Origin of the sequence: Glycomyces xiaoerkulensis (genome assembly GCF_002798405.1) — a bacterium.
Lineage (GTDB): Bacteria > Actinomycetota > Actinomycetes > Mycobacteriales > Micromonosporaceae > Glycomyces > Glycomyces xiaoerkulensis.
Map to the genome: position 1 here is coordinate 13,357 of NZ_PGGV01000014.1, position 16,795 is coordinate 30,151.

The 16,795-nt window shown below is 69.7% G+C and carries 15 protein-coding genes and 3 pseudogenes; 10 read left to right on the forward strand and 8 right to left on the reverse strand.

What is annotated here, in order from left to right; all coding sequences use genetic code 11:
• The first annotated feature begins 927 nt into the window (after positions 1 to 927).
• From CUT39_RS04190 to CUT39_RS04225, 8 genes are all read left to right on the forward strand, one after another.
• Positions 928 to 1,584, forward strand: coding sequence for a hypothetical protein (locus CUT39_RS04190; protein WP_157930473.1), 657 nt, complete (start codon positions 928 to 930; stop codon positions 1,582 to 1,584).
• Between the two features lie 76 nt (positions 1,585 to 1,660).
• Positions 1,661 to 2,953 carry a caspase family protein gene (locus tag CUT39_RS04195; RefSeq protein WP_100444721.1) on the forward strand — a complete coding sequence of 431 codons (1,293 nt, stop codon included), beginning with the start codon at positions 1,661 to 1,663 and terminating at the stop codon, positions 2,951 to 2,953.
• 154 nt (positions 2,954 to 3,107) lie between these two features.
• The gene (locus CUT39_RS04200; protein ID WP_100444722.1) at positions 3,108 to 3,671 is read left to right on the forward strand and encodes an OsmC family protein; all 564 of its coding nucleotides are present in this window, start codon (positions 3,108 to 3,110) and stop codon (positions 3,669 to 3,671) included.
• A 46-nt stretch (positions 3,672 to 3,717) separates the two neighbouring features.
• A complete protein-coding gene (locus CUT39_RS04205; RefSeq protein WP_100444723.1) occupies positions 3,718 to 4,344 on the forward strand; it encodes an RNA polymerase sigma factor in 627 nt (208 codons plus the stop codon).
• On the forward strand, positions 4,341 to 4,586 hold the full coding sequence (locus tag CUT39_RS04210; protein WP_198586870.1) for an anti-sigma factor family protein: 246 nt from the start codon (positions 4,341 to 4,343) through the stop codon (positions 4,584 to 4,586). The genes CUT39_RS04205 and CUT39_RS04210 overlap by 4 nt, the downstream gene beginning before the upstream one ends.
• A 24-nt stretch (positions 4,587 to 4,610) precedes the next feature.
• Complete coding sequence (locus tag CUT39_RS04215; protein WP_100444724.1) at positions 4,611 to 5,411, forward strand: methyltransferase domain-containing protein; 801 nt, start codon at positions 4,611 to 4,613, stop codon at positions 5,409 to 5,411.
• Between the two features lie 96 nt (positions 5,412 to 5,507).
• Entirely contained in the window at positions 5,508 to 6,293 is a 786-nt protein-coding gene (locus CUT39_RS04220; protein ID WP_100444725.1) for a methyltransferase domain-containing protein, read from the forward strand.
• Between the two features lie 87 nt (positions 6,294 to 6,380).
• Positions 6,381 to 6,887 (forward strand): NUDIX domain-containing protein, encoded by a 507-nt coding sequence (locus tag CUT39_RS04225; protein ID WP_100444832.1) that lies wholly within the window; start codon positions 6,381 to 6,383, stop codon positions 6,885 to 6,887.
• A 16-nt stretch (positions 6,888 to 6,903) separates the two neighbouring features.
• Here the strand turns inward: CUT39_RS04225 and CUT39_RS04230 are convergent, their stop codons facing one another.
• Positions 6,904 to 8,058, reverse strand: coding sequence for an acyl-CoA dehydrogenase family protein (locus tag CUT39_RS04230; protein ID WP_198586871.1), 1,155 nt, complete (start codon positions 8,056 to 8,058; stop codon positions 6,904 to 6,906).
• The gene (locus CUT39_RS04235; RefSeq protein ID WP_100444726.1) at positions 8,055 to 8,828 is read right to left on the reverse strand and encodes an LbetaH domain-containing protein; all 774 of its coding nucleotides are present in this window, start codon (positions 8,826 to 8,828) and stop codon (positions 8,055 to 8,057) included. The genes CUT39_RS04230 and CUT39_RS04235 overlap by 4 nt, the downstream gene beginning before the upstream one ends.
• A 134-nt stretch (positions 8,829 to 8,962) precedes the next feature.
• Between CUT39_RS04235 and CUT39_RS21640 the strand changes: the two are divergent.
• Positions 8,963 to 9,184, forward strand: a pseudogene (locus CUT39_RS21640) (helix-turn-helix domain-containing protein); the annotation flags it as partial.
• Positions 9,185 to 9,283: 99 nt separating this feature from the next.
• Positions 9,284 to 10,270: a hypothetical protein gene (locus CUT39_RS04240; RefSeq protein WP_232805581.1), complete on the forward strand. Its 987-nt coding sequence runs from the start codon at positions 9,284 to 9,286 to the stop codon at positions 10,268 to 10,270.
• Between the two features lie 695 nt (positions 10,271 to 10,965).
• On the opposite strand, the gene CUT39_RS21415 is transcribed toward CUT39_RS04240, so the two are convergent.
• The 6 genes and pseudogenes from CUT39_RS21415 to CUT39_RS04260 all read right to left on the reverse strand — a co-directional run bounded on the left by CUT39_RS21415 (position 10,966) and on the right by CUT39_RS04260 (position 16,772).
• Complete coding sequence (locus tag CUT39_RS21415; RefSeq protein WP_269799139.1) at positions 10,966 to 11,094, reverse strand: hypothetical protein; 129 nt, start codon at positions 11,092 to 11,094, stop codon at positions 10,966 to 10,968.
• Between the two features lie 64 nt (positions 11,095 to 11,158).
• Positions 11,159 to 11,383: pseudogene (locus CUT39_RS21645) on the reverse strand (transposase); the annotation flags it as partial.
• 215 nt (positions 11,384 to 11,598) lie between these two features.
• The gene (locus tag CUT39_RS04250) at positions 11,599 to 14,046 is read right to left on the reverse strand and encodes an FtsX-like permease family protein (protein ID WP_198586873.1); all 2,448 of its coding nucleotides are present in this window, start codon (positions 14,044 to 14,046) and stop codon (positions 11,599 to 11,601) included.
• An 83-nt stretch (positions 14,047 to 14,129) separates the two neighbouring features.
• Entirely contained in the window at positions 14,130 to 14,840 is a 711-nt protein-coding gene (locus CUT39_RS21650; RefSeq protein WP_408611104.1) for an ABC transporter ATP-binding protein, read from the reverse strand.
• A gap of 234 nt (positions 14,841 to 15,074) precedes the next feature.
• Positions 15,075 to 15,503: pseudogene (locus CUT39_RS21655) on the reverse strand (DUF998 domain-containing protein); the annotation flags it as partial.
• 78 nt (positions 15,504 to 15,581) lie between these two features.
• Positions 15,582 to 16,772 (reverse strand): glycosyltransferase, encoded by a 1,191-nt coding sequence (locus CUT39_RS04260; RefSeq protein WP_100444731.1) that lies wholly within the window; start codon positions 16,770 to 16,772, stop codon positions 15,582 to 15,584.
• Positions 16,773 to 16,795 lie beyond the last annotated feature (23 nt).

Here is a 16,795-nt window from a genome sequence, read left to right on the forward strand (position 1 = left end):
TCCCTGAAAAAGATCCTACGATGAAAAGTCGAGCAGTCGTGTTCGGTGAGGACCGAGCTCCGCTGGAATGGGGTCGGGCACGCGTCCGACCGCGGTTTCGATCGCCCCGGTAGAACCGCGCGGCAAGGTAACGGGCAAGCCCGCCCCTTTGCAACTCGGGGTCCCTTATGGCTAATAGGAACGACAATCTGTACCCATGGAACCCAAGGGCTGCAAATGAAGCGGCTTGCCGCCTATCTTGCCTACCCGATCCCGATCAATCCGCCGACGACACCGGAATCGACTCGGCCGACGGCCTTCATATCCCCCGCACACAATCACCCCCGTAAAGCATCCCCTGTGGAGATGCGCGAAACCGGACATCAGAATAACCATGATACGGATCACAGCGGACTTATCCTAGCAGAACGGACGCTCACTCATTAGGACGATGCAACAACCGTCGCCCGGATTTTCGGGCGTCGGCGTGCGGAAACGGGCCGGGCCACCGGCGCGGCCGCGGCACTTCGGCGCGGGGATCGGTCCGGAACCACCTGGTGCCGACCTGTTCGACAACGATCATTCCCTGAACAGGAAGCAGTCGATGGGAGGCACCGGGGAGTGGCGCCACTGATCGACACCGCATCCGAGGGTTCGTCGCCTCGGCGGCCGGTCGTTACACGGGTGCAAGACCGGCAAGCACTATCCAGGCACTCGGGGTTGGAGCGCGCACACCGGAATCGCGCCGATCCGATCCCGCAGCTCAGTCCCGAGGTGATCGGTCCCATTACGCCTGTCCCGCAAGAGGAGTACCGGCCCGTAGTTTGCCCGATCGGGTGACCGGGCCGCCGACCGCGTCCTACTCTCAAACCGCCGATCACAAGCGGTAGTCGCGTTCGAGGCTCAGGGTGATTCGGCGATGACTCATTTCAACCACTGGGAGGCAACATGTCCAGTACTACGGCCACGTCCAGCCCCGAGCTCCAGGAGCTGGCCGAGCAGATGAACCGGCAGTTCGAGAACGCCATCCAGCAGGTCGCCGCGGGGCAGGGCGGCGGCGCGGGAGCCGGGGCGGAGTCCGCCTACGGCGCGTCCCGGGACACCGGGACCGTCCTGTCCCCCGAAGCGGCCTCCGAGATCCAGGAGCGGTTCCTTCCGGCGCTCGGAGCCATCCTGCCCTCAGTCGTCTCGGCGGTTCCGTCCATCATCGACGGCATCAAGCAGGGGAGCCGGGACCTGATCCCGGAGACCCGCGACCCACAGCAGCAGGAGCGCGACTTCATGTCCGTGATCGGCGCGATCACGCCCGAGATCGTCGAGGCCATTCCGCAGGTCCTCGAAGCGGTGCAGTCGAGCAGCCGCAACCTGCCGCGGGACGAGGACGAGGCGACCGTGCGGCTGTTCGGATCCATTCTGCCCCCGCTCGCGGAGGGGATCATCAAGTCCGCGCCGCACATCGCCAACGCGTTCCTCGAAGGGCGGCGGGAGATGCCGACCCGGATCTCCGACCCGGAGATGACCAGCCGGTTCGTCGGACCGCTCCTGGGCGCGGCGGTCCCGGCGCTCCTGCCGCAGGTGCCGAAGCTGATCCAGGCGCTCAAGTAGCGGCCCGCGCCGACAAGAAGCCGAATCGAACGGGTGGGGCGGGCCGCCCGCCCCACCCGCAACCGGGGGATGAATCATGTTTCGACAGCGATCGCGGCGGTACCTACGTCTGGGCAGTCGCGGCGAGGACGTGCGGCACGTCCAGCAACTACTGCAGATGACCGGGCACGACCCCGGTCCCGTCGACGGCGTCTTCGGACGACGGACCGATCAGGCGGTGCGAGATTTCCAGGGAGCCGCCGGGCTGGTCCAGGACGGTGTCGTGGGACCGCGGAGCTGGGAGGCGCTGACCAAATCCGGCGGCGGCGACGGGCAGGCCCAGGGGATCTCCCTGCACATCGGGCTCAACGTGGTCGACGATGAGGCGTACGGGACCCCGATTCCACCACTGGCCGGGTGCGTGAACGACGCCAACGACATGACCGCCCTGGCGCGGTCCCAGGGATTCTCGACCACGACCCTGCTGGACCGGGACGGGCGGTGCCAGAACATCATCGACGCCATCGGCGACGCGGCCCGGCGACTGCGGAGCGGCGACTTCTTCCTGCTCACCTACGCCGGCCACGGCAGCCAGATACCCGATGCCACCGGCGACGAGGCCGACGACATGGACGAAACCTGGGTCGGCTACGACCGGCAGTTGATGGACGACGAGCTCTACGCGCTGTGGGGCGAGTTCCAGCCGGGCGTGCGGATCCTGATGATCTCCGACTCCTGCCACAGCGGCACCGTCGCCCGCGTCGCGTTCCCCGCCTACGAGGCGTTCGCCCTGAGCTACCAGGACGATGAGAACGTCGGCTTCGTCCTGGATACGCCGTCCCGACTGCCGGCCTCGGCCAGCCGGGACGTGGCCGGGTGGGCGGACCTGCACGAGTCGGTGCGGGAGGTGGTCCCGTCGGTGGTCGCCGAGCTGCAGGGCACGACCGCTACGGCGGTGCGGCCTGCCGACGTCGACCGCTTCACCGAGCAGGTGCTAGCGCCGATCCGGGGTGGCGCCGGCGGCGCCGGACCGAGCAGCCCGCCGCGCACGAGGGACCTGCCGGTGGAGATCGCACGGCGGGACGCCCGCCGCCGCGAGGACCTCTACCAGGACGTCAAGGAGTCCGCCCGCGCGGCGACGCCGCCGAGTGCCCACGTGCTGCTCGTCTCCGGCTCCCAGGACCACCAACTGTCGCTCGACGGATCGAAGAACGGCCTGTTCACGCAGCGGCTGCTGGAGACCTGGGACGAGGGGCGGTTCTCCGGGATCGGGTACCCGGAGTTCCACCGGCAGATCGTGGAGTTGATGCCGCCGCAGCAGATTCCCAACCTGTTCTGGGCCACACCGGCCGATCCCAGGTTCGAGAACCAGCGGCCGTTCACCATCTGAAAGACCGGCCCGCGTCCCGGTCCGAAGGTGCGGACCGGGACGCGGGCCGGTGCATCGAAAAAATCCGGCCGCGGCGCAATGGGTCGGCCCACCCCCGCGTCCTTGTCTGCAGGGCCGCCGCGAACGCGGCGGGACCGATGAGGAGGAGATTCAAATGAGCACGACAACGGTGCGCAACGGGATCGACGTCGATCAGTTGCTGCAGACCATCGACGGCGTGAAGGGCGACCAGTCGGTCGGTTCGTTCACGTTCCGCGCCTCCAGCACTTGGAAGGACGGAACCTACAACGAGGGCAGGATCGGCGGGTTCACGCACGCCGGCCAGGAGGACGCCAGCCGCGGCGCCCCGTTCCGCCTGCACGGCGACGAGCCGCCCGTCCTGCTGGGTTCGAACCGCGGACCGAACGCGGTGGAGCTCATCCTGCAGGCGCTCGTCTTCTGCTACGCCGTCGGGTACGTGGCCAACGCCGCGGCCAGGGGCATCGAGATCGAGCAGATGGAGTACGAGGTCGAGGGCGACCTCGACGTCAGCCGCTTCCTCGGCCTCGACGGCGAGCGCCCCGGATTCAGCGAGATCAGGGTCGTGGGCACCGTGAAGAGCCCGAACGCGACCCAGGAGCAGCTCACCGAGCTGTGCCAGTACGTGCAGGACACCTCGCCGGCGCGCGACATCATCGCCAACCCGGTGCCGGTGCAGACGTCACTGAAGATTGCCTGAACCACTCGAGCCACGGCACGGGCTAGTATCGAGGACGGGGGAACGGATGCTGGGAACGGTCGACCGAACGTCGCTCCAGGAGCTCGCCCGTGCCGAGCTCCCCGGCCTGTACGCCCTCGCCCGGTACCTGACGCGGACCCGGGCCGAGGCCGAGGAGCTGGTGCAGGACACGATGGTGCGGGCCTGCCGCTCCTTCGCTTCGCTGAACGACGTCAAGGCCGGCCCCAAATGGCTGCGGGTGATCATGACCAACGTCTGGCGCGACCGGCTGCGGCGGAACGGGCGCCGGCCCGAGGAGGTCCTGGTCGACCCCTCCCCCGAGCCCGAGCACTTCTCCCTGTACCAGACCCTCGTCGACGAGGACCCCCTGCCGTGGTCGGACACCATGCACGTGGACTTCCTCGGCGCCTTCTCCGCCGAAGACATCCAGCTTGTGCTGCAACGGGTCCCCGAGCGCTACCGCGTGCCGCTGCTGCTGCGGTACATGGACGGCTTCGGCACCGGAGAGATCAGCGAGCTGCTGAGCCTGCCGGCGGGGACGGTGTATTCGCTGCTCCACCGTGGCCGGGAGCACTTCGAACGGGCACTATGGGAGTATGCGAACGAATCCGGACTACTCGAACAGGGGGCCGGCGCCGAACGCCCGCCGCGGAAGGAGGCCCGATCCCGATGATCCGCTGCCGTGACGTCGTCGAACGGCTCTGGGCCTACCTCGACGGCGAACTGGACGAGACCGACCACCGCGCCATCGAAGAGCATCTGCGGTTGTGCGTGCGGTGCTGCGGCGAAACCGAATTCGCCGACGAACTCCGCGGCGTCCTGGCCACCCGCAGCCGACCCGAAATGCCCACCGACGTCAAGGACGTCCTAGAGGAGTTCATCGACGGGCTCGACCCGACGAACCCGAACACGTAGCACCACCGACGAGGGGGAGATGGCGTGACCAAGGACCTGATGTTCCAGGACGAGATCCGCACCGTCGTCCGTTCCACTTACGGCCGCCTGCCCAGCGGCGCCGGACGCTCCATGGCGGCTCGCCTCTACAGCGAAGACCAGCTCGGCGACCTCCCCGACGAGGCGGTCGACTGGTCACTCGGCGTCGGCAACCCGGTCGCGCACGCCGCGCTCGGACCCGGCGATCACGTCGTCGACCTCGGCTGCGGCGGCGGCATCGACTCGATCCTGGCCGCGCGGGCGGTAGGACCGACCGGCAGGGTCACCGGCGTCGACACCCTCGCCGAGATGTGCGAACGCACCCGGAAAGCCGCCGAGGCCGCCGGTGTCGCCGAGTGGTGCGAGGCCGCCCACGGCGAGATGGAGGACCTGCCGCTGCCCGACGACAGCGTGGACGTGGTCATCTCCAACGGCGTGGTGAACCTGTCGCCGCGCAAGAGCCGGGCGCTGGCCGAGGCCGCCCGGGTCCTGCGCCCCGGCGGCCGGCTGTGCATCTCGGACTTCGTCGTCAGCGACAACCTGCCGCCGGAGGTGCTGACCTCGGGGGCCGCGTGGGCCGGCTGCATCGCCGGCGCGCTGTCCGAAGAGGTGCTGGCCAAGAAGCTCGCCAACAGCGGATTCACCAATGTCGAACTGGGCGAGCGGATCCCGTTCAGCATCGACGACGTCGCCGTCTACCCGCTGTTCGACGACGAGGTGATCCGGTTGATGAAACGCGTGGTGCCCGAGTCCGAGCAGCGGCAGATCGCCACCTGCGTCATCGCGAAGGCCGAACACCCGGGCTGACCGCCGGGCGGTTCGGTGCCTCGCAAACGCAATGGGAAGCGCGCCGGGGTCGTCCTTACCCGTATCCGTCCATGACGATGACGCAGGAGGACCACCATGGCACAGACGCACACCGAACTGCCGGTCGACCCCGCGGCGCTGCGCGCGTCCGTACGCGAGAAGTACCGCGATGTGGCGCTGCACCCGGACGGCCGCTTCCACTTCCACAACGGACGGCCTCTGGCCGCCCTCCTGGGATACGACCGGGCCCAGGTCGATTCCCTCCCCGACCGCGCCGTCGAGTCTTTCGCCGGGGTCGCGAACCCGTTCGGGTTCCACCCGATCGGCCAGAACGACCGGCTGGTCGACATCGGCAGCGGCGGCGGGTTCGACTCGTTCGTCGCCACCCAGTTGGTCGGCCCCGAGGGCCGGGTGGTCGGCGTCGACATGACCCCGGAGATGCTGGCCAAGTCGCGCCGGACGGCCGAGGAGCTCGAACTGCGCAATGTGGAGTTCCGCGAGGGCATCGCCGAGAACCTGCCGATCGAGGACGGCTGGGCCGACGTGGTCGTCTCCAACGGCGTGCTCAACCTGGTCGCCGACAAGGCGGCGGTGTTCACCGAGATCTTCCGGGTGCTGCGCGGCGGCGGCCGACTGCAGTTCGCCGACATCGCCGTGAACGAGACGGTTCCGGCCGACGCGGCCTGCAACATCGACCTGTGGACCGACTGCATCGCAGGCGGACAGTCCAAGGAGGGCTGGCGGTCGGTCATCGAGGGCGCGGGCTTCGTCGACGTCGAGATCGGACCCGCCGTGGACGTCTTCGCCGGAGCCGGCGGGGAGGAGAACGCGCGGCGATTCAACGTCCTCGCGCACGTCTTCTACGCCCGCAAGCCCGAGTGACCGCACAGTCGACTCCGGGTCCGGAATCGTCCGGAACGGCCCGTCCGATTGCGCGGTTGGGCGGTCACCGAGTGCTACATTCTGCCGATGAGCTACAGCCGGGAGGCCGAGCGCGGTATCGGCACGGCCGAACACACGCACACGGTGGCGCGCAAGCGCGCCGCCGCCTGCGTGGTCTTCACCGACGGCGCCGGACGGGTGCTGCTCTGCGAGCCTACGTACAAGCGGGTGTGGGAGGCGCCCGGCGGCGCGGTGGAGGCCGGGGAGTCGCCGCGCGGCGCGGCGGTCCGCGAGGTGAGTGAGGAACTGGGGCTCAAGGTCGAGCCGGGTCGGCTGGCGGCGGTCGACTGGGTGCCGCCGATGGACGGCCGGACCGAGGCGATGGTCTACGTCTTCGACGGCGGGCGCCTCGATCCGGAGCTGACGTCAACGATCGCGCTCGCCGCCGACGAGCTGCGCTCCTGGCGGTGGTGCACGATTCCCCAGGTGCATGAGCGGATGCGCCCGCTGGTGGCCCGCCGGATCGAATCCGCGCTTGCGGCACTCGAGAGCGGAGTGACGGCGTACCTGGAGGCCGGCCATCCGGTCGGATAGCCGGCCTCGTGCTTCGTCAGCGCGCCGGTCCCCCGTCGCGGACCGGCTCGGGGACGCCGTCGAGCAGTGACTTTCCGGCGGACCGGTAGAGGCTGTCGTGGATGCCGTCGGCGTACTGCAGCGCCGCGAGGTCGGACCGCGCTTTCGCGATCGGGTGCGAGCGCTGGAAGCCGACTGCGCCTATCAAGGGCGCCAAGCGGTCCACTGCCTGGACGGCGACGTCCACGCCGTGGGCCTTGCCCGCCGTCGGGGCGGCTCCGGCGGTGCCGTCGCGGGCGGCGTGGAAGGCCAGCAGAGTCGCGGCGTTGATCGCCGCCCAGGACTGCCCGAGGGCGATCATGGCGTTGTCGCGGACCCGCGGCAGGTCGCTGGTGGCGAGCCTGGTCGCCAGCGTGGCGCGGACCCGGTCGCAGACCCCGGCGGCGGCTCCCAGCGCGCACGCGGTGACCAGCGGGCGGAAGCGCGCGAAGTGGGAGCGGAAGATCGCCGCGCCTTTGCCGGGGCGCCCCAGCAGGTGCGTGCCGGGGTCGACGGCCACCCGGTCGAGGTGGAGCAGGCCCCAGCTCCAGCCGCCGAGTCCGGCCGGATCGACCATCTGCCTGGTGAGACCCCTGGAGTCGGCGTCGACGACGACCGCGGCGATGGACCCGTCCGGGTCCCGCGTGAACACGACGAAGGCTTCGGCTTCGGTCAGGCGGGAGACCCACCGTTTCGAGCCGTTGATCCGCCATCGGCCGTCAGCGCCGGGGACGGCGGCGGTGGTGATCTCCCGGATGCGGGAGCCGCCGTGTGCCTCGGTGGCGGCGATGCCGACCAGTCCCCCGGCCGCGAGCCGGTCGCGCCAGTACGCGGCGAGGTCGGGCGGGGCGTGGTCGAGGATCATCTGTCCGTGTCCGGTGCCGGTGGCCTCGCGCAGGTCGAGGTCGCGGTATCCGGCGAGGAACTGCGCCGCAGCCTGCCACTGGGGGCCTTCGGGGCCGTCGGGCGCCCGGTGCCCGGCGAGTCGGCGGCGGAGCCGCAGCAGCCAGGCCGATCGGGCGGCCGGGTCGGCCGGGCCGGGGTCGGTGGGGGCCAGTGCGGCCAGGTCGGCGTCGAGCGCTTTCAGGGAGGACCACCGGCGGTGGTGGAGGCTGGGGCGCAGAGCGTCGAGCCAGTCGAGCGGGGTGTTCACGGCGTGCCTCCGTTCCGGGCGCGGGCGGGGCCGCCGTAGACGACGGTGTCGGCGGCGACGTCGCGGGTCACCACGGACCCGGCGCCGACCAGGGCGCGGGCGCCGATGACGACGCCGGCCAGGAGGATCGCGCCGGTGCCGACCTTCGCGCCGGTGTCGATGCGGGGCGGGGCGAGCGGCTGCTGCCGTGCCGGGTCGCGCCAGATGAGTCGCTTGTCGTTGATGGTGCGCACGCCCGCGCCGACGAACGCGCCGTCGCCGATGTGCATGTCGGCGGTGAGGTGGGAACCGGGCGAGCAGCGCACGCCCGCGCCGATGCGGACGCCGCGCTCGACGGTGAGGTGGTGGCCGAGCTGGCTGTCGGCGCCGATGGCGACGCCGGTGCGCAGCAGGGTGTGGTGGCCGACGGTGGTGCGCGGCCCGATCTCGACTCCGGCGTAGGCGACGGCTCCGGCTCGCAGGACGGCGCCGGTTCCGATGCGGGTCGCGGCGCCCTCTCCCCGGTGGTACGCCCGGAGGGCGTAGCCGGTCTCGGGTTCGCCGACGACGCAGCCGTGGCCGATCTCGGTGTCGGCGGCGAGGTCGGTGCCGCCGTGGAGGACGGCGAAGGCGCCGATCCGGCATCGGGGGCCGATGACGATGCGGCGCCGGTGGCCGGTGCGGTCGGCGGGGATGAGTTGCGCGGTGGGGTGGATGCGGGCGTCGGCGGCGACTGCGGCAAGTCCTTCGGCTGCGGCTGCGGCCCATTCGGGTGGCGGTTGTTGTGACATCGGCGGTTCCTTCGGATCGGGGCGGGCCTCCGCTGCCCGCCTGACCCGAGTCCACCTCGCACAAAATTGATCTTCAATGGACTGTTCACTGTCGGCAACCCGATTGCACGGCCTGCAATCCACGTGCACGCTGAATGCGGAGGCGATTCCCCGTGTCAAAACCTCCGCACTCGCTTCGGCCGCCGCAGATCAGCGACGCCGAGATCGGCCGTGTCCTGAAAGCGGCTCGGCATTCGCTGGGACTCGACCAGCTCGGTGCCGGAGCCCGATGCGGATTCTCGGCCGCCACGGTCTCCCGATGGGAACAAGGCAAACGCAACTGGACAGTGGGCGACCTCGCGCGGGTGGCGGCGGCCCTGAACGTGCCCTCGTATCTGGTCGGACTCACCGATCCGAGGCCCGGAAATGTCGTGGCGCAGGTTTCGCAAGCGGTCTCCGTGCGGGATGATGAGCACATGAGACGCCGCACGTTCTTCGCCGCCGGCCTGACCGCCGTCTCCGCCGCGATCGGCGGGTCGTCGGCCGACCGCGGGATCGAGAACGCCCTGTTCGGGGATGCCACCGCCGAACCGGTGAGCCTGCGGCTCCTGGGCGGGCAGGTGGCGGCGGCCGAACGCACATTGGAGGCGGCCGGGCTCGGCGAGCTGAACCGGCGTCTGCCGCGCCTGCTCAGTACGGCCCGGGCCACGTGGGAAGCGGTCACCGGGAGCGCCAAGGAACGGGCCGCGTCCCTGTTCTCCAGGGCACTGAGCGTGACCTCGCAGCAGCAGATCCGCGTGTCCCGCGAATCGATCGCCTCGGTGGCGGCCGACCGCGCGGCACGCTACGCCGAGCTCGCCGGGGACCCGGTGGCGATGGCCGGGGCCGCGCGGAACCAGGCGGTCGTGCTGCGCCGGGCGGGCAGCCCACTCGCCGACAAGGTGATGATCGACGCCGCCGAACTCCTTCGCGCCGAAACCGCGCTGCGCGGCGCGGATTCGGCGGGGATGTACGGCAAGATCCTCGCCTCGGCCGCCTACACCGCCGCCGGGCATGACGACCGCGACGCCGCCGCCGAGTATCTATCGGCCGCAGGAGGAGCGATCGAGCCGTTCGGCGACACGCCGCGATTGGCGCGCGCCGATCTCGACGTCTTCGCCGTGTCCTGCGATCGGGTGCTCGGCGACTACGGGTCCGCGCTGCACCATGCGCACGCGGTGGACCTCCAGGCGGTACCGGAGGCGCACGAGCGTGGAAGGTACTGGCAGGACGTCGGCCTGGCGGCCCATGGGCGGGGCCGGATCGATCTCGCGATCGAGGCCCTCGCCGAACTCGACCAGACCGCCCCGCAGTACCTGCACCACCGTCCGTGGTCACGACGTCTGGTGGAGGACCTGCTGTACACCCGCGAGGGCGGGTCGTCACCGCTGCTGCATCGACTGGGTGCCCGATACGGACTGTGAACCGGGCGATCCCGAGTGTCGGGATCGAGCCGGCCGGACCGGAACTGCCGGGCCCACCGGCGCGGGTGGCTCGAAGGTCTCGCTGTCGACCGCGCGGCGATCACCTCTGCAGTCCGTCTGGGTCGAGCTTCGGGCGGCGGCGACGGAAAGGCCGAAGGGCAACGAGGTCGCATGCCGGAACGAGACCGAGCCGAGTCGGGAGAGACAAGGCGTATCCGGGACCGGCCCGGTAGCGGCCGGTAGGCGGGGCCGCTCCGGGAGTGGACTTCTCGATTCCGATTGCGAGGCAAGAAACATGAATCTTCTATACCCCTAGCGGGTGATATCGAACGACCGTTTTGCGACCTATACTGGATAGCTAGCACGAACAAGCATAAACAGAAGGTTTGTACGAAACAGCGGAGGGAGGTCGAGATGGGCCCGGACGCAAACCGACCGCGACGCCCCTGCCGCCGCGCTCCGCTCGCGGATCGAGACCGCTGCCCTTGCCGCCGCCATCGAGTGCACCGGCGAACGCCTCCGCCGCGAGGTCAGCGGCTTCTCCTCCATCCGGGACCGGCTGCGCCTGGCATGGCTGCACTCGAACGGTCTCCTGGACCGAGGCACATCACCTGGTCCCCTGGTCTAAGGCTGCAAATTTGCGGTCTATGTTTTCCCTGCTCATAGCCTATTACTGTTGTGACGGTTGGCAGGACTCACGCATGGCCGTCGTCAGGCGAGGCGGCTGGGGGCTGGGCCGCGCGTTCCTCGCCGCTCTGCATGTAGTCGCGCTCGGCGGCGTAGGCGCGTTCGATGTCCATGTCGTTGCCGGCCTGATCCGGCACCCCGGTCGAGCGCCGTGGCGAACGCCTGCCTGAACGACTCGGGTGCCACTGCTTCGGGGCCCGGTACGCGTTGGACCGAGGGCCGATCGAGCACGAGCTGGATCTTCTGTCCCTGGAAGTGGGCGATGAGCTTAGCGAAGAATGCGATGCAGGTCGATGCGTCGAAGCGGCCGGGGAAGATCGTGAAGTACCTCTTGCCGGTCGTCGCGATCGCACTCATCGCGTTGAGGCCGAACCGATTCCCGGTACGGGCTACCACCGGTGTCTGTCCCTTCGCACCCCAGGTCCGGCCCGAGAGGTGATCGTGTCAACGGACAGTGCGTGGGTGTCACGCGGGTGCAGTGCGGGTGTGGCCGTTCGCGTCGGCCGTCCTGCGTGTGTCGACGTTCTGACCTGCTTTTTCGCGGTCTCGGCGGGAGCGGCCGGGGTGGGGGCATCTGATCGAGCAGGTCCCTGCACCGGGACCGGTCGTGGGCCACCCGGTCTAGGCGCGGGACCTGCGCATCAGCGGTCCCGGCCCGCCAGCTCGAGCACGGGTACCCGGGAGACCCGGAACGCAGGCCACGCTGCAGCGACGACGCCGGCTGCGACCGCAACGACGAGCGTCACTGCGAGGCGGGACCACGGTACGACGACGGATGGGATCTCCGTGCCACCGGTGACATCGATCAGCGCCCAGCCGAAACCGACTGCGACGGCGATACCGATCGATGCTGCCACGAACGACAGGAGTGCCGCCTCGAGCAGCACGATGCGACGCAGCTCTCGGCGAGTCGCGCCGACCGCTCGCAGCAGCCCGATCTCTCCAGAGCGTTCTTTGATCGCGAGCGCCGTGGTGTTGGCGACTCCGAGCAGCGCGATGAAGCTCGCCAGGATGAGCATCCCGTCGATGAAGTTCCCGAACGCTGCGATCTCGCTCCCGCTGTTGGCGACGTGTTCGTCTCTGGTCTCGAAGAATGACCCGGGCGTGGCTTGGACCAGCGCCTGCACATCTTCCTCTGCAGCCGCGGCCGCTCCGTCCTTGAGGTTGACGAACACCAGCGCGTCGAGCAGATGACCGACCGAGGCGTCGAGCGTCGCGGCATCGACGAAGTACAGAGGGGCTTCGAAACCGCCCGTGCTCCTTTCGACCACAGCGACGATCGGCGCTTCGAGCGTCGTTCTTTCGAACTCGATCTCCAGGGTTCCGCCGAGCAGCGTCGGATCATCGCTGACCACGGCCACGCCTCCCGTGCTCAAGTCGGCGAGGTCGCCGGCGATCGGGTTGAGGTCGACCATAGCGGGCAGTGCCGTCGGGTCGATGCCGCCGATCGCCTCAGCTTTTCCCGCCACGATCCCTTCGGCGATCGACAGGGAAGTGACCGCGTCGACGTCGGGCTGCTCTGCAATCCGGCCAGCCAGAGTGGGGTCGATCGTCGCGAAGTCGGGGGTCGCCGACGTGACCACCAGGTCCGACTTCAGCCCCTCACGGACGTCCGACCCGATGCCGCTGGTCAGAGAGCTCGCGAAGATCGCGAACATCGCCACCATCCCGGTGCCGAGCATCAGCGCGAGCGCCGTCGACGCCGATCGACGGGGGCTCGCAGCCAGGTTGCCCGTTGCGATCGAGCCAGATACACCGGCGGCGCGGCGAGCCACCGGAGCGCTCCGACGCGCTGTGGCGGTGACGATCGCCGGGCCGCACAACACGAGCGCCGGGATGATGGCAGCGGCGAGCCCGAGCCACATCGGGCTCGAGGTCCACACCGCGAGTGCTCCCCCAGCGATCGCCGCGGCGGCGAGCACGAGTCCGCTTGCAGTCCGCGCCGGGCTCACGCCACTTGCTTCCGCCGCGCTTTCGCGTAGCGCCTCGATCGGCGGTGTCGCCGCCGCGCGGCGAGCCGGGATCCACGCCGAGAGGATCGTTGCGCCGATACCGACGGTCGCGGCGATCGCGATCGAGGTCGGACTCACGATTGACGGCCCGGTGAGCAGGCTGACCCCGGTGAGTCCGACGACCCAGCGCAGGACGCCCACTCCCGCCACCCCGAGCACGATGCCGAGGAGTGTGGCGATCGTTCCGACGAACACAGACTCGATCACCACTCCACCGAGGACTTGGCGTCGTTCCGCGCCGATCGCACGTAGCAGCCCCGACTCCCGCCGGCGGCGGGCGACGGTGAGCGTGAACGTGTTGAAGATGATCGTGACGCCGATCAACACCGCGACCACGGCAAAGGCCAGGAGGAACACGGTCAGGAACTCCAACGGTGACGTCGCATCGGTCTGCATCGTCTGGATGTAGTCGGGTCCGTCGACGACCTCGGCGTCGGACAGCGCCGACAGCCGGCCGAGCACCTCGGTGCGGTCGGCCCCCTCCGCGATGCCGACGAGGACCTCGGTAGGTGCCGCAGTGTCGAGCCAGGCGGACACCGTTTCGTCGGGCAATAGAACTGTTCGCTGCAGTGGTGCCGCGTCTGCCTGCGCGAACGTCGCGATACCGGTGATGGTTGCGTCGTGCATCCCTGTCGCGGTCAGGACCTGTACGACGTCACCCACAGCCACGTCTGCGTTATCGGCGAGTGATCGATCGATCACGATCTCTCCGACCTCGGTCGGCGCTTGCCCGCTGGCGAGCTGGAACGGGTTGAGCGCCGGGTCGGCGACCCAGTTGCGACCGATGTCGCTCGCCGTACCGGTTCCGACCGACGATCCGTCGACGACCAGTTTGGCGAAGCCGACCCATTGCGAGGCGGACGCGTCGACGCCGTCGACCTCAGCGACGCGCTCGGCGATGTCGGGATCCAGTGATCGCTGAACCGACCTGGCAGGATCTCCCGGCCCTCCGCCGGGCTCGCCGAGGGCGACGCCCTGCACCACGGCGTCCGTCCCGGCCATCGCTTCGGCGATGTCATTGGCCGCTCGGCCGCGCATCGAGTCGGACAGCACCAGTGTCGCGACGAGGAACGCCACGGACAGCATGATCGCCGTGCCCGTGAGCAGGAACCGACTCCGACTCGCGAGCACGCTCCGAGCGGCACTCCGTGTCATCTCGTTCATCGCCCCAGGCCCTTCATCACGTCGAGCACCGAATCCGCCGACGGGCGATCCATCACGTCGTGCACTCGGCCGTCGACGACGAACACGACGTGGTCCGCCCAGGCAGCGGCGTTGAGATCGTGCGTGACCATCACGATCGACTGGTGATGCATGTCGACCGCTGATCGCAGGAATCCGAGGAGCTCCCGTCCGGACCGGGTGTCGAGGTTGCCGGTGGGCTCGTCGGCGAACACCACCTGCGGCCGGGCGACCAGCGCCCGGGCGATGGCGACGCGCTGTTGCTGGCCGCCCGAGAGCTCCGTCGGCCGATGATGCATGCGATCACCGAGGCGCAGCATCGACACGACCTGATCGAGCACTGCATCGCTCGGTCGACGGCCCGACAACGTCAACGGCAGGCAGATGTTCTCCTCGGCCGTGAGCGTCGCGACGAGATTGAGCGTCTGGAACACGAACCCGATCTGTTCTCGGCGCAGCCTAGTCAACTCGCGGTCGTCGAGAGTCGACAGATCGGTGTTGCCGACGAGGGCGCTGCCCGACGTCAGTCGATCCAGCCCGGCGGCGCAGTGCATCATCGTCGACTTTCCCGAACCCGACGGGCCCATCACGGCCGTGAACTTGCCCGCCGGGAACGCGATGGTGACGTCGTCGAGCGCGACGACGGCCGACTCGCCGGAGCCGTATCGCTTGACGGCGCCGACGAGCATAGCCGCAGCGTCGTCAGCGTTGGCTGACAGCGCGCTCACCGACTGCTGCTCGACGACCGTGGAATCTGGATTTGGGGACATTAGACCTCCGATGAGTGGTTGGTCAGGGTTTTGTAAGGGGTCATCGCGGCCTCCGGCCTCGTCGTCGCGGCCCGCATGTACGAGGCTCATCTCGCGCCCCGGCGAACCCGACACCTCCGGCTGCCGTAGTTCGGCACTGGTCAGCAGCACCAGCCCGAGTAGCAGGCGCTCCCACGGCCCGGTGAACGGCAGCGCGGAGACGCCGGTGAGGATCGTGGGGATGTGCGCGAGGCTGTAGCCGGCGGCCATCGCGCCGGTGCCCAGCGCGACCGTCCGCAGCCGCGGGGTTCGTGCGACCAGCAGCGCGACGAGCGGAGGTACGGCCACCGCGATCGCCGCTCCATACCGGTGGATGACGGCGCTCGTGGTGGCCTTGGTCCCGGGCAGGTTGGTCGGGAAGACCGCCAGCGCGATCAGGTCGGCCGCCCAGGGCGCGAGCAGCGCCCGCACCGGTCCGCTCCACTTCGTTCGACGGGCGTCCGCGGCCAGGAGATCGGCCGTCGCCACCAGTGCAGCGCATGCCGTCCCCGGCGCGGTGGCGCCGGACGGGGTGACGGTGGCGTCGCTGAGCACCTGATGCATGGCGTCCACTGGCCCGAGCGTGTGTCCCGAGCCCGGCCGCGGCGGCACCGGCGGTGAGCCTACCGCTGACTGCCGGGCTCATGCGGCGACCAGCCGCGGTGCCGACGTGGCGGTCACCTCCGCGTAGATCGACTCGAACGCACCGATCGTGGCGCGGACGTCGTGCCGCTCGGCTAGGGCCCGGCTGCGCCGGCCCATCATACCGGCGTGGGAGTGGTCTGAGAGGACCGCGATCAGCCGGTCGGCGAGGGCGGCCGAGTCACCGGGTGGGAAGAGGTAGCCGTTGTGGCCGTCGCGTACCAGATGCGGCAGTGCGGAGGCGTCGGCGGCGAGCACCGGGAGACCGGACGCCATCGCCTCCAGGGTCACCAGGCTCTGCAGTTCGGCGGTGCCCGGGTTGACGAAGACGTCGGCGGCGGCGTAGGCAGCCGGCAGGTCCGCGTCGGCCACGAAACCGGTGCAGACGAGGGCGTCGGCGACGCCGAGCCGGGTGGCCAGTCTCTCCAGCCGTCGCCGCTGGTCTCCGGTGCCGACCAGCATCAGTTGCACGTCGGTGATCCGGCGGCGGACCACGGGCAGGGCCCGCACCAGCAAGTCGAGGTTCTTTTCCAGGTCCAGCCGGCCGACGTAGCCGACGGTCGGGCATTGCCGCACCCGGTACTTGAGGCGGAAGTCCGCGGTCGCGGTGCCGGTGCGGAACCGGGCGAGGTCCATGCCGCACGAGATCGGACGTACCGGGGTGCGGAGACCGGACGACTCGGTGAGTGCCGCCGCGTACGGCGTCGGCGCGGTCACCACGTCGGCGTGGGCGAACACCTTCGCGGCGTCCGCCCACGCCCAGCGTCGTACCCGGTCGCGCAACTCCCCGCGCACCGGCAGGTAGTGCACCAGGTTCTCTGGCATGAAGTGGTTGGTCGCCACCACCGGGACACCTCGCGTACGGGCCGCGGCGATGACCGCGCGGCACAGGGGGAAGTGACTATTGACGTGCACCACGTCCGGCTGGACCCGGTCCAGGATCCGGCCGGCGGTGGTGACCAGGCCGACCGGTGGGCAGAACCGGAATCCGCTGCGTCGCACGATCGGCAGGGATCGGATTCGGTGTTCGACGACACCGTCACGGAATACGGTTCGGCTCCTGACCTGGCGGGCCGGCGCCACCACGTGCACCTCGTGCCGTGGGGTCAACGCGGCGGCGAGCCGTCGCGTGAAGTAGGACGCGCCGTTGACGTCGGGGGTGTAGGTGTCTGCTCCGATGAGAACTCGCATCTCCGGTTTTCTCCTTCATCTCG

Excerpts from the sequence above, each read along its gene's own strand:
- CUT39_RS04190 (WP_157930473.1), top strand. The coding sequence starts at position 928 with ATGTCCAGTACTACGGCCACGTCCAGCCCCGAGCTCCAGGAGCTGGCC.
- CUT39_RS04195 (WP_100444721.1), top strand. The coding sequence starts at position 1,661 with ATGTTTCGACAGCGATCGCGGCGGTACCTACGTCTGGGCAGTCGCGGC.
- CUT39_RS04200 (WP_100444722.1), top strand. The coding sequence starts at position 3,108 with ATGAGCACGACAACGGTGCGCAACGGGATCGACGTCGATCAGTTGCTG.
- CUT39_RS04205 (WP_100444723.1), top strand. The coding sequence starts at position 3,718 with ATGCTGGGAACGGTCGACCGAACGTCGCTCCAGGAGCTCGCCCGTGCC.
- CUT39_RS04210 (WP_198586870.1), top strand. The coding sequence starts at position 4,341 with ATGATCCGCTGCCGTGACGTCGTCGAACGGCTCTGGGCCTACCTCGAC.
- CUT39_RS04220 (WP_100444725.1), top strand. The coding sequence starts at position 5,508 with ATGGCACAGACGCACACCGAACTGCCGGTCGACCCCGCGGCGCTGCGC.
- CUT39_RS04225 (WP_100444832.1), top strand. The coding sequence starts at position 6,381 with ATGAGCTACAGCCGGGAGGCCGAGCGCGGTATCGGCACGGCCGAACAC.
- CUT39_RS04235 (WP_100444726.1), bottom strand. The coding sequence starts at position 8,828 with ATGTCACAACAACCGCCACCCGAATGGGCCGCAGCCGCAGCCGAAGGA.
- CUT39_RS04240 (WP_232805581.1), top strand. The coding sequence starts at position 9,284 with ATGAGACGCCGCACGTTCTTCGCCGCCGGCCTGACCGCCGTCTCCGCC.
- CUT39_RS21650 (WP_408611104.1), bottom strand. The coding sequence starts at position 14,840 with ATGCTCGTCGGCGCCGTCAAGCGATACGGCTCCGGCGAGTCGGCCGTC.
- CUT39_RS04260 (WP_100444731.1), bottom strand. The coding sequence starts at position 16,772 with ATGCGAGTTCTCATCGGAGCAGACACCTACACCCCCGACGTCAACGGC.